This is a genomic window from Aquisalimonas sp., from assembly GCF_007120195.1.
In the GTDB taxonomy this organism is placed as follows: Bacteria; Pseudomonadota; Gammaproteobacteria; order Nitrococcales; family Aquisalimonadaceae; genus Aquisalimonas.
Map to the genome: position 1 here is coordinate 1 of NZ_SKOG01000247.1, position 11,930 is coordinate 11,930.

General features: G+C 63.2%; 10 protein-coding genes and 1 tRNA gene. 3 read left to right on the top strand and 8 right to left on the bottom strand.

From position 1 onward, the window contains the following. Positions 1-264 precede the first annotated feature (264 nt). Entirely contained in the window at positions 265-813 is a 549-nt protein-coding gene (locus tag QZT63_RS17350; RefSeq protein ID WP_290652935.1) for a porin family protein, read from the top strand. Positions 814-831: 18 nt separating this feature from the next. Here the strand turns inward: QZT63_RS17350 and secF are convergent, their stop codons facing one another. The 8 genes from secF to ttcA all read right to left on the bottom strand — a co-directional run bounded on the left by secF (position 832) and on the right by ttcA (position 8,266). Then, the gene (gene secF, locus QZT63_RS17355) at positions 832-1,782 is read right to left on the bottom strand and encodes a protein translocase subunit SecF (protein WP_290652937.1); all 951 of its coding nucleotides are present in this window, start codon (positions 1,780-1,782) and stop codon (positions 832-834) included. A gap of 20 nt (positions 1,783-1,802) precedes the next feature. Beyond that, positions 1,803-3,674 carry a protein translocase subunit SecD gene (gene secD, locus QZT63_RS17360; RefSeq protein WP_290652939.1) on the bottom strand — a complete coding sequence of 624 codons (1,872 nt, stop codon included), beginning with the start codon at positions 3,672-3,674 and terminating at the stop codon, positions 1,803-1,805. A gap of 17 nt (positions 3,675-3,691) precedes the next feature. Then, positions 3,692-4,048, bottom strand: a complete 357-nt coding sequence (gene yajC, locus QZT63_RS17365; RefSeq protein ID WP_290652941.1) for a preprotein translocase subunit YajC — start codon at positions 4,046-4,048, stop codon at positions 3,692-3,694. 145 nt (positions 4,049-4,193) lie between these two features. Continuing rightward, positions 4,194-5,306 carry a tRNA guanosine(34) transglycosylase Tgt gene (gene tgt, locus QZT63_RS17370; RefSeq protein ID WP_290652977.1) on the bottom strand — a complete coding sequence of 371 codons (1,113 nt, stop codon included), beginning with the start codon at positions 5,304-5,306 and terminating at the stop codon, positions 4,194-4,196. After that, positions 5,306-6,349, bottom strand: a complete 1,044-nt coding sequence (queA, locus tag QZT63_RS17375) for a tRNA preQ1(34) S-adenosylmethionine ribosyltransferase-isomerase QueA (RefSeq protein ID WP_290652944.1) — start codon at positions 6,347-6,349, stop codon at positions 5,306-5,308. Before queA ends, tgt begins: the two co-directional genes overlap by 1 nt. A 22-nt stretch (positions 6,350-6,371) precedes the next feature. Then, positions 6,372-6,456 (bottom strand) — tRNA-Leu (locus QZT63_RS17380). A gap of 152 nt (positions 6,457-6,608) precedes the next feature. Next, complete coding sequence (locus QZT63_RS17385) at positions 6,609-7,214, bottom strand: hypothetical protein (RefSeq protein ID WP_290652946.1); 606 nt, start codon at positions 7,212-7,214, stop codon at positions 6,609-6,611. 167 nt (positions 7,215-7,381) lie between these two features. Beyond that, positions 7,382-8,266: a tRNA 2-thiocytidine(32) synthetase TtcA gene (gene ttcA / locus QZT63_RS17390; RefSeq protein ID WP_290652948.1), complete on the bottom strand. Its 885-nt coding sequence runs from the start codon at positions 8,264-8,266 to the stop codon at positions 7,382-7,384. Between the two features lie 99 nt (positions 8,267-8,365). Between ttcA and QZT63_RS17395 the strand changes: the two genes are divergently transcribed. Next, positions 8,366-10,177 carry an ABC transporter transmembrane domain-containing protein gene (locus QZT63_RS17395; RefSeq protein WP_290652979.1) on the top strand — a complete coding sequence of 604 codons (1,812 nt, stop codon included), beginning with the start codon at positions 8,366-8,368 and terminating at the stop codon, positions 10,175-10,177. Positions 10,178-10,490: 313 nt separating this feature from the next. Beyond that, a complete protein-coding gene (traF, locus tag QZT63_RS17400; RefSeq protein ID WP_290652949.1) occupies positions 10,491-11,921 on the top strand; it encodes a conjugal transfer protein TraF in 1,431 nt (476 codons plus the stop codon). Positions 11,922-11,930 lie beyond the last annotated feature (9 nt).

Sequence of the window (11,930 nt, forward strand, 5' to 3'; positions counted from 1 at the left end):
ATTGGCGTGGATCCTGACGGTTCCTGGCAAGGCGCGCCGACGAGGCGTAGCGGGGACTACGGCGAGGAGGCGCAACGCCGCCAGGGGCCGTCAGGGCCGCGACAATCGTAACGGTATTTGCAGGACAGGACACTAGTGTCCTGTCCTGCGCTCGCGCGTGGAGGCAGAGCTGGCTTCGCTTCGGCACGAACGCGTTTCTTACCTACTCCATTCGCGCTGGTATAGACTCGTGTGACCGTCGACAGCACGCTTTCAGGAGACACCATGCACCCTCAGCAGGCCCTTGTCCGCCGCACCGGCATTCCATCCGTGTTGCTCGCAGTTGCCCTGGCGCTCCCCAGTACCGGCGCCCAGGCGCAGGATCGGTTCTACCTGGGCATGGACGCCATGAACTGGTTCTTGGACGAGGACGGGGGCAGTGATTTCTCCGCCCTTGGCGTACGCGGGCGGGTCGGGATCAAGATCAGCGAGCAGTTCGCCGTGGAGGCCCACTTGGGCGGGACCGGTACGGATCGCTCCGGGGGCGAACGACGCGAGCTGGATTTCTTATACGCAGGCCTGGTACGCGGCGATTTACCGATTACCCGTTACACGTCGCTATATGGCGTCATGGGTGTTGCCGGCGTTGAGCTTGGCGGACGCGACACGGATGACGCCTCAGTCAGTCGCCGCGATAGTGGCGTTAGCCTGGGCATCGGCGCCGACTTCTCGATTGCTGACGGCGCCCACGTGAACATCGATTACATCCGCTACGTGAACGCCAGCGATCTTGACTTCTCCGCCATCAGCGTGGGGGCCCGCTGGTCATTCTAAACCCGGGCGCCCCTGGTATCAGGGGCGCAGCTTCTCGCCCTCGGCTTCCTGCTCTTCTCCTTCCTTGGCCGGGGGCTGAAGGTCATACTTGGTGACGCCCATGGCGAGAGCCGAGGCACTGGCAACGAAGATTGACGAGTACGTCCCCACCAGGACACCGATAATCAATGTTAAGGCGAACCCGGAAATTACCTCGCCCCCGAGGAGGTAGAGGGAGACCACCACCAACAGGGTCGTGAACGACGTCACCAACGTCCGCGAGATGGTCTGGTTGATTGAGGTATTCAAGACCTCCTCGGTGGTGCCCTTGCGCATGCGCACGAAATTCTCACGGATGCGGTCGAACACCACGATCGTGTCGTTCAGCGAGTACCCCACCACAGCCAGCAATGCGGCGAGCACGCTGAGATCGAAGGATATCTGCAACAACGAGAGCACACCGAGGACGAGCACCACGTCATGCACGAGCGCCGCCACGGAAGCGGCAGCGAACCGGTACTCGAAGCGAAAGGCGACGTATAGCAATATGCAGCCAAGTGCCCCCAGCATTGCCAGGGCGCCCTGCTCCGTGAGCTCTTCGCCGACCTGCGGGCCAACGAATTCCACCCGCCGCAGCTCCACATCCGGATAGGCGTCCCGTAGCGTCTCCACCACCTGGTTGCTCAGTGCTTCGGCATCCTCATCCTCCCGCGGCCCCAGGCGAATCATCACCTCACGGGCTGTGCCGAAATGCTGGGCCACGGCGTCTCCGTGGCCACCGCCATCCAGGGCGCCGCGGACCGCAGCAACATCCACCGGCTCCGGAAACCCCACCTCGACCACCGTGCCGCCGGTGAAATCAATCCCGAAATTGAGCCCACGCACCACCAGCAGCCCAACCGCCAGGCCGAGCAGGATCACGGAAACGAGCCCCGCGAGGCGGCGCCAGCCCATAAAATCCAGGTTGGGCGTTTTCTTGAACAGCCACATGGCGCGCGTCCTCTGCGTCCTCAGATCGGTAAACGGGTGAGCCGGCGTTGCCGGCCGTAAATCAGATTAACCACCGCACGGGTTCCCACAATGGCCGTGAACATGGAGGTGAGAATCCCGATCGACAGCGTCACAGCAAAGCCTTGCACCGGGCCTGTGCCGAAGAGAAACAGCACCAAAGCTGCAATCAGGGTCGTTATGTTGGCGTCGGCGATCGTGGAAAGTGCCTTGGCGTAGCCAGAGTGTATCGCCTGCTGGGGCGACAGCCCCGCCGCCAGTTCCTCGCGTATTCGCTGGAATATCAGCACATTGGCGTCCACGGCCATGCCCACAGTCAATACGATCCCGGCAATGCCCGGTAGCGTCAGGGTCGCCTGAAGCATGGAGAGCACCGCCACGATGAACACCAGGTTGAGCACCAGCGCCATGTTGGCGATCAGGCCGAAGACGCGGTAGTAGAACGCCATGAACAGCACCACGAGCACAAAACCGATGACAACCGCCATAAAGCCACGCTCGATGTTCTCCTGGCCCATGCTCGGACCCACCGTGCGCTCCTCGATGATGTCAAGGGGTGCGGCCAGCGCGCCTGCCCGCAACAGCAGCGCGAGATCCCGGGCCGCGCTGGTGTCTTCAAGGCCGGTAATGCGGAAGCGAGTCGACAACGGCTCCTGAATGGTGGCGACGTTGATCACTTCCTCGGTACGCACGCGCTCCCGGACTGTCTCGCCGTTTTGCTCGCGCGTTTCCTGGCGCGTCTCGATGAAGACGACCGCCATGCTGTTGCCCACGTTCTGGCGGGTGGCACGGTGAAAGATGTCACCGCCGGCGGAGCTCAAGCGGATGTTGACCTCCGGCCCGCCCGTTTCCTGGTCAATGCCGGAGGAGGCGTCGATGATGTACTCACCCGTCAGCATCACCTCGCGTTCCAGGATCACATAATCGCCGTAGCGGGGATTACGTGACGGGTACTTCACAGTGCCCGGGGGTGGGGGATCATCCGCCTCGCCCCGATAAGGGTAATGATCCTCGTCGACCATGCGGAACTCGAGCGTCGCGGTGGTACCGATGATCTCCTTGGCACGGGCGGTATCCTGGACACCCGGCAGCTGGACAACAATGCGGTTCGTCCCCTGCTGCTGGATGACCGGCTCCGCCACTCCGAGCTCGTTCACGCGGTTACGCAGCGTAGTGATGTTCTGCTGCACAGCAAAGCGCTGGATTTCCTCCTTTTCCTCTTCGGGGATGTTGGCAATCAGCCAGTACTGGCCATCCCGCTCTTCCTGGTCCAGGCCGAGTTCCCGGTATTCGCCGCGAAGCAGATCGAAGGCACGCTCGCGATCCGCCGCGTCATTGAATCGGGCAACCACCCGGTTGTCCCCATCGACTTCAACACGCCCGTAACGGATACGCTCCTGGCGCAGCAGGTTACGGAAGTCGTTCTGGTAGCGCTCCAGCCTCTGCGAGACCGCGGCGTCCATGTCCACGTCCATCAGAAAGTGCACACCGCCGCGCAAATCCAGGCCCAGATACATGGGCTCGGCGTAGACCGACCGCAGCCATTGCGGCGTCGCCGGTGCCAGGTTCAGCGCGACGGTCACCTCATTGCCCAGGCGGGCCTGGAGGAGATCCGCCGCGGCGACCTGCAGATCCTGACTGTCGAATCGAATCAACACCCGCTCTTCGTCGATCTCGGTGGCGAAATAGTCCATGCCCTCCTCGTCCAGAGCGTCTATCGCTTGCCGTTCGATCTCAGGCAACTCAACGGCACCTCGCACGGGCGTGATCTGTACCGAAGGATCCTCGCCGAACAGGTTGGGCAAGGCGTACAGCACACCGACTCCGATGGCGCCGAGGATAAGGAGGTAGGTCCACAGCGGGTAACGATTCATGGCAAGTAGCCTGGCACCTATTTGGTGGCCTTCTTGGCCTCGGCGGGTTCTGGCCTGCCCTTCATGGTCCCTTTAGGCACTACCTGCGCGACCGCGTTCCTCTGGACCTTCACCTGGTTGTTGTCGTTGATCTCAACGGTGATAAAGGTCTCTTCCACGTCCGTAATCCGCCCGAGCAATCCGCCCTGGGTGATCACCTCGTCACCCTTCGCCAGCTCGGAGACAAGCTTCTTGTGTTCCTTCTGGCGCTTGGCCTGGGGCCGGATCAGCAGGAAGTAGAAAATAGCGATCAGCAGTATGGGAAAGAGCAACGCCGTCCAACCGGCGCCCTCGCCGCCCTGTTGAGCGAACGCACTGGAGATAAAGAATTCCATGGATCAACCTCATGTGGATGACTAAAACGAGCCAAACAATGCATCCGCTTCCAGGCGGCGTCAAATCCATACGTGGCAAGCGGGCGCGCATTATGCCACAGCCGTGCCGACATGGCGCGCTCCGCACTGGCAGTCGTGGACCCACTTACAGGCTGTCGATACCCGCCGACAGCCGAGCGTAGAACTCTTCGGCATAGGCAGCCAACCGGGCCTGCTCAATGGACTCGCGCAGCTCCTGCATCAGGCGCTGGTAGAAATACAGGTTATGGATCGTCGCCAGGCGCTTGCCGAGGATCTCATTGCAGCGGTCCAAGTGCTTGATGTAGGCGCGGCTGTAATGCCGGCATGCATAGCAGCCGCACCCCGGTTCGATGGGCCGCGTGTCCTTACTGAAACGGCTGTTTCGTATCCGCAACATCCCTCCACGGGTAAACAGGTAGCCGTTGCGGGCATTGCGCGTGGGCATCACGCAGTCGAACATGTCCATGCCGCGCCGCACGGATTCAAGTATATCCTGAGGCCGTCCCACTCCCATCACATATCGAGGACAACCATCGGGCAGTTCCGGTTCCACGTTGTCGAGCACGGCATTGCGCTCGGCCTCGCTCTCGCCGACGGCCAGCCCGCCCACGGCATAGCCTTCAAAGCCGATATCACGCAGTGCGCGCGCGCAGGCCCTGCGCAGCTGATGGTACATCCCACCCTGGACGATACCGAAAAGCGCGTTGTGGTTATCCCCGTGGGCCTCGCGACTGCGCGCGGCCCAGCGTAGGGACAGTTCCATGGAATGCTGGGACTCGGTCCGCGTGGCCGGGTGCGGCGTGCATTCGTCGAAGCTCATCACCATATCCGCGCCGAGCACCCGCTGCACGGCCATGGATTCCTCCGGCCCCATGAACACGCGACGCCCGTCCACCGGGGACCGGAACGTCACCCCCTCTTCGCGGATCTTGCGCAGCCTGCCCAGACTGAAGACCTGAAATCCGCCCGAATCGGTGAGCATCGGCCCCTGCCACTGTGTGAAATCGTGCAGGTCGCCGTGCGCCGCGATGACATCGGTACCCGGCCGGAGCATGAGGTGGAAGGTGTTACCCAGGATGATCTCGGTGCCGAGGTCCGTCAATTCACCCGGCGTCATGGCCTTGACGGTGCCGTAGGTGCCAACGGGCATGAATGTGGGCGTCTCAACTGTGCCGCGGGCGAACTCAAGCCGTCCGCGCCGAGCCGCACCGTCGGTGCTCATGCACTGGAAGCGCATCATGCCCGCGCCCCGCGAGCCGGACGAGCAATAAACATCGCATCGCCGTAACTGAAGAAGCGGTAGCGCTGGGCGACCGCATGGGCATAGGCAGCCATCGTGCTGCCATGACCAGCGAACGCGCTGACCAGCATGATCAAACTGGACTCGGGCAAATGGAAATTGGTTAACAGGGCATCAACGACGCGGAAGCGGTAGCCGGGGTAGATAAAAATGTCGGTTTCCCCCTGAAACGGTGCCAGCTCGCCGTGGCAGACCGCGCCTTCGAGCGCGCGAACGACGGTTGTGCCCACCGCCACCACACGGCCGCCGCGCTCACGGCACGCTTTGACTTGCGCGCAGGTTGCCTCCGAGACCTGCAACACCTCGCTGTGCATGCGGTGCTCCTCCACCGTCTCGGTGCGCACCGGCTGAAAGGTCCCGGCTCCGATGTGCAACGTCACACGTGCCTGCGCGATACCCATGGCCGCAAGCCGCTCCAGGAGCGGTACATCGAAATGCAGCCCGGCGGTTGGCGCCGCGACAGCACCGGGCTCTCGGGCAAACACTGTCTGATAACGCCCATGGTCCAACGGCTCGTCCTGCCGCCGAATATAAGGCGGTAACGGCACGTGGCCATGCGCTTCCAGGAACGCCAGGAGATCCTCCACGCCGTGGATGGCGAGCACAAAGCAGGCACCCCGCCGGCCTTCCACCTGTGCCTCGGCTCCGCCATCGAGTGAGATGGTTGTGCCGAGGCTGGGCGCCCGGCTGACGCGCAGGTGGGCGAGCACGCGGCCCGCATCGAGTATCCGCTCCAGGAGGATTTCCACGCGGCCCCCGGTTGCCTTGCACCCGTACAAGCGCGCCGGAATCACACGGGTGTCGTTGAGTACCAGCAAATCCCCCGGTCTCAGCAGATCGGGCAATTCGACGAATCGACGATCCTCAACGGCGCCGGAGTCACCGTCGAGACACAACAGACGGCTGTCCGTGCGCCGCTCCAGCGGCCGCTCAGCAATGAGCTCCTGCGGTAGTTCGAAACAAAAATCCTTTCGACGCATGGAGGGCGTAAACCAAGGAGATTGGTGCCCCGGGGGAGATTCGAACTCCCACGGCCAAAGCCACTCGATTTTGAGTCGAGCGCGTCTACCAGTTCCGCCACCGGGGCTACTTGGTTGGGACTCTCTGTGATCTGCGGCCCGGGGACATACCCAGGGCCACAAAGATAGTTTGACACACGCCACCGACGCATGCCCATCACGGGCGCCTCGGTCACGGGGCCGATCCGTTGCCCGGCCCCGTGACCGCGAGTGACGATTGTCAGTCGATGACCTCGTCCCAGGCATCAAATATCGCGTCCGACGATTGCTCCTCGACTCCCTCCAGTGGATGGCTGGTATGGACGTGCCAGGCGGCGACCGTCTCGCGTAGCAAGGCCTCTGCAATCTCCTGATAACGCTCCACGGCCACCCCGCGATCCGGGCGGTAGGCCCCCTCCACCAGCCCCCCGTCGCCATCGAGTGTCAGATTTACTCGGTAGCTCACTGCGTCTCCCGCGCGGGTACCGTGCTCGACCAAGCCGGCCGTGGCCGCCCCGCGTGTGAGTTCGTAGAGTACCGCGCCGTCCGCGTCGCGGATGATCACGGCGTAGTGCGGAGCCCGGTCACCCCGGGTCCGCACGTGTATCTCGCGGGCATCTCCGGGCAGGGGCGCAAGCTCGGCGAGAACCGCCTCCATGCGTTCATCCAGCGCAGCGCTCGGCTGCGGGTCACCCAGACCGAGCCGAAAGCGGCTTTCCATGATAACCACAATGAGCAGGACCACCACAGTGACAATGAGCGCCAAGCCAATCCAGAGCCGACGACGTGTCGTGGCCTCATATTCATTGGCTTCGGCTGGCGTGAGTGGTTCGTTGTCGATGCTCATGGACCGCGCCTCCTGGATGCGGGCGGAACGCCTCGACGAGGGGGCTCCGCCACTGTTGCCGGGTTCTAACGTGTGTTGTGGGACCACTTCGGCAGTTCCACTGCCCATTCAGCATAACGCAGTCCGCGCCATCGTGAAGCCTACGGTCGCACCTCAATGCCGGGGCACTAGGTCAAGGGAACGGTCTTCGCAGTAGGCTTCAGGTCGGCGTATGCGTTCACTTCCCCCGTTACGGGATCGGGCATTGCAGCGGCGGTGCCCCCCTCCAGGCTGGCAAAATCGTAGCGTTCGGTATCCGCCAGGTGCGACGGACGTACATTTTGCATGCTCCGCAGGATGATATTCAGGCGGTTCGGGTCGTCCTTTTCCCAGGCGCGAATCATGCGCTTGATTTCGGCACGCTTTAGGTTCGGCTGAGATCCGCAGAGGTTACATGGAATAATCGGAAACGCTTTGCGCGCGGCATACTCTTCCAGATAGCGCTCGGGCACATAGGCCAACGGCCGGATCACGACGTGCTTGCCATCGTTGCTCTTGAGCTTCGGCGGCATGCTGGCCAGTCGGCCGCCATAGAACATGTTGAGAAACAGGGTCTCGACGAGGTCGTCCCGGTGATGGCCCAGGGCGATCTTGGTCATGCCCATTTCCTCCGCGGCCGTGTAGAGGGCACCGCGGCGCAGGCGTGAGCACAACGAGCACATGGTCTTGCCTTCGGGCAAGACGCTCTTGACGACGGTGTAGGTATCCTGCTCCAGGATGCGGTAGTTGACGCCGAGCTGATTCAGGTAATCGGGCAGGGTGTACTCTGGCCACCCGGGTTGCTTCTGATCGAGGTTCACCGCGGTAATGTCGAAGCGCACGGGCGCCCGCTCTCGTAACAGGCGCAACATCTCCAGCATGGCGTAAGAGTCCTTGCCGCCGGAGAGGCAAACCATGATGTGGTCGCCGTCCTCGACCATCCGGTAGTCGCGGATGGCGTTCGCGGTGAGATACGTGAGCCGTTTTTCCAGAGACTTCAAATTCATCGCGAGATCCGAATGGGTTGATATCATCGGCTTTATATCATTGGAGCCGGTTTCGACCCAACCGCCATGGTGCGGTTGGGGGCAATGGCCCTATCTGTTGACGAGTTGCAGGCCGACACAGCACACATGCAGCATGCAGACGGAACGACACAGCAGCCAGACCCGCGACGCCTGAGGCCCCTGCGCCACTTGCTGGGTTTTTTGCGCACGTATCGCTGGCGCGTGGCCGCTGCGGCCATCGCCCTGGTGGTGGCGGCAGGCAGCGTGCTGGCGGTTGGCCAGGCGTTGCGGCTGGTGGTGGATCACGGGTTTCTGGGGGATGATCCAGCGCAGCTCGACCGCCTTCTGGCGCTCACGCTGGGCGTGATCCTGGTCATGGCGGCTGCCTCTGCGGTGCGGTTTTATTTGGTCTCGTGGATTGGGGAGCGGGTGGCCGCTGATCTACGCAAGGCGGTGTTCGATCATGTCACGCGCCAGGAACCCGCCTTTTTTGAGCTCAACGGGGTGGGTGAGATTCAGTCGCGGTTGACCACCGACACCAGCGTTCTGCAAACGATTCTTGGTTCGTCATTTTCCATTGCGTTGCGCAACATGCTGCTTTTGGTCGGTGCGGTGGCCATGCTGTTTGTCACCAGCCCGCGATTGACAGCGCTGGTGCTGGTTGGTCTGCCGGTTGTTGTGATTCCCATCCTGTTTTTCGGGCGACGGGTGCGGCGGCTGTCGCGATCCAGCCAGGATCGGGTCGCCGATGTGGGCAGCTTTGCCGGCGAGACGCTGCACGCCATCCGCACAGTTCAGGCCTTCGGTCACGAAGAAGCGGATCGGCGCCGCTTCGAAGGTCACGTGGACGAGGCCCTCGCCACCGCCATGAACCGGATACGCCAGCGGGCGTGGCTGGTGGGCATGGCCATGGGGCTCGCGTTTGCTGCCGTCGGCATTATTCTCTGGCAAGGCGGCCACGACGTGCTGGCCGGTCGCATGAGCGCAGGCGAACTGTCGGCCTTTGTGTTCTACGCCGTGCTCGCTGCCGGGGCGACCGGGGCGATCTCGGAGGTTTCGGGCGAACTCTTTCGCGCCGCGGGCGCGACTGAACGCCTCATGGAGCTGCTCGCCGCAGAGCCAGCCATTCAGACGCCGGCACACCCGGTTGCGCTCGCCCGACCCGCGCGCGGTGCCGTATCGCTGGAGCGGGTGCAGTTTGCCTACCCGGCGCGCCCCACGGATCCGGTGCTAAGGGATCTTGACCTGGCGGTCGCGCCCAGCGAACGTGTAGCGCTGGTGGGCCCCTCCGGTGCCGGCAAGAGCACGCTGTTCGCCCTGCTGCTGCGCTTCTACGACCCGCAGGGGGGACGTGTGTGCTTCGATGGCCGGGATGTCCGTCAGGTGGATCCAGCCGCTCTGCGGGCGCACATCGGTCTGGTGGCTCAGGAGCCCACACTGTTCACCGGTACGGCCTGGGAGAACATCCGCTACGGGCGCCAGGACGCTGACGATGCCGCGGTCCGGCGGGCGGCGGACGCCGCCCATTGCACGGAGTTTCTGGAGCGGCTCCCCAAGGGCTTCGGGACTCCTCTCGGCCCGGGCGGGGTGCAACTCTCTGGCGGGCAGCGACAGCGGATCGCCATCGCCCGCGCCATCCTCCGGAACCCGGCGCTATTGCTCCTGGACGAGGCCACCAGCAACCTCGACGCCGACAGTGAGGCACGCATCCAGGCAGCGCTGGAGGATCTCATGCGCAACCGCACCAGCCTGGTCATTGCGCACCGCCTTGCCACGGTGCAGTCCGCCGACCGCATCGTGGTGATGCACGCCGGCCGCATCGAGGCCCAGGGGACCCATGCGCAGTTGCTGGAGCGCAGTCCGTTATATGCGCACCTGGCGGCATTGCAGTTCAACCGGCAAACAGAGCCGGGCATGCGTGTGGCGTCCGGTGTGTAACGTCTCGTCGCCTGCACTGAGACCTGTGACAACAGCCACCTGCTTCGAGGCATCGATGCCGTCACGATGAGTAACCGCCGGTAAACCGTCGTTTTGTCGGATTGCAGATTGACGGTGAAGACACCTTCGCCTGCCTGGCACCGAGTGGCGGCTGGGCGTGGCCGTCCCCATGAAATGTGTGCGCCGGATCACAGCCTGCGCCGGCGACGTCATATAGGTTGGCAGAGGCGTGCTGGCACGGGTGCCAAAGGAAGGCGAGCGCACCAATCGAAAAATAAAGCCGGAAAACCGAATTGGCAGGGGGCGATCACGGATGACCAAACAAGCAACCATCGCCGCGGGTCTGGCCGCGGTCAGTCTTATTGGCGCCCAGGCGGTCCAAGCGGGGCAGTCGGCGGGGGCGCAACTAACCTATGGTGCCGCCCCTCATGAACTGACCGTCACCGCCACCGCGAATCCGGCCACCCCATCCCTGGGGGATCGGCGGATTCGCGTTGGCATTTTCTCAAGTATCGGCGGGGGCTTGGAGATTGGTGCGGCCGACGATTTCGACCGTGATGTCGAGCAGATCGCTGACGACTTCTCCACTCTTGAATCCCGGATTCAGAATCTTGACGAGCAGGCAACCCTCGAAGAGTACGCGGCGGTGATCGATGCCGTAGTCGCCTACGAAGCCAGCAGCAACCACCTGGTGAACAACCTCGCAGACGACGCGTACATCAAGGTCAACGCCAGTGCCACCGGTCCAGGTGCTCCATTGAGTATTCGCTCCGAGCAACTGGACGGCGTGATTACGTTGGATTACGGCGTCTACCTGGAAGGGCGCGTGGGAGTGTCCTCGAGCGGCGATGCCTTCAACACCGGGCTCGCCGACTTTGATACCGATCGTCTCGGTGAAGGCGCCGACTTCGAGGTCATTCCGAGCGACGATGGCTACGCGGTGCTGCGCATTGATCCGGGCGGCGATGGCAGCTTTGAAGAGTTTGAATTCCGCCCCAGTAACGACGCCGGTCTCGCGGTCCAGGGCGGCGTCGTCAGGCGCCTGAGCGGCGGCTATGCACGTCAACTCTGGAGCGACGCGGCCGGCACACTGCATGTCGGGACCACACTGAGCGCGTACCGCGTAACGCTGGCACGCTCCGGCGCGCTGCTCGATGACTCGGATGACACCGGCGAGACGGCCGAGGACGCCTTCGACGAGAACCAGGAGACATCCGGTGGTTTCGGTGTGCATGCCGGAGCGATGTGGGTGTCGGAAATCTATTCGCTCGGAGCCACGCTTCGGAACATCAACGCGCCGTCCTTCGACTATCCGGACCCCTGCGACAACCCCGGCAGCAAATCCTGCGCCTTCTTCCAGGCCAATCCCCAGGCCAAGCGCAACGGCAGCTCGTGGACCATGGAGCGGCAGTTGACCCTGGAAGGTTCAGCCTATACGCCCGACCGCCGTTGGGTGGCCCATGCCGGGCTTGATGCCAACAGCGCTGCCGATACCACCGGGGACGACTACCAGTGGGCAACCATCCAGGGCAGCTACATGCCCGACCGGTTCTGGGCGCCAAGCCCGCGCCTGGGGTACAAACGAAACCTCGCCGGCGAACAACTGAGTTACCTGAGCGCGGGTGCCACCTTCTTCCGGGCATTGCACCTGGATGCCGCCTACGCCCTGGAAAGGAGCTCCTTTGCAGGCGATTCGATTCCCCGCGCCGTCCAGGCGAGTCTTGGATTGGACCTGCAGTTCTGAGAGGAGAAC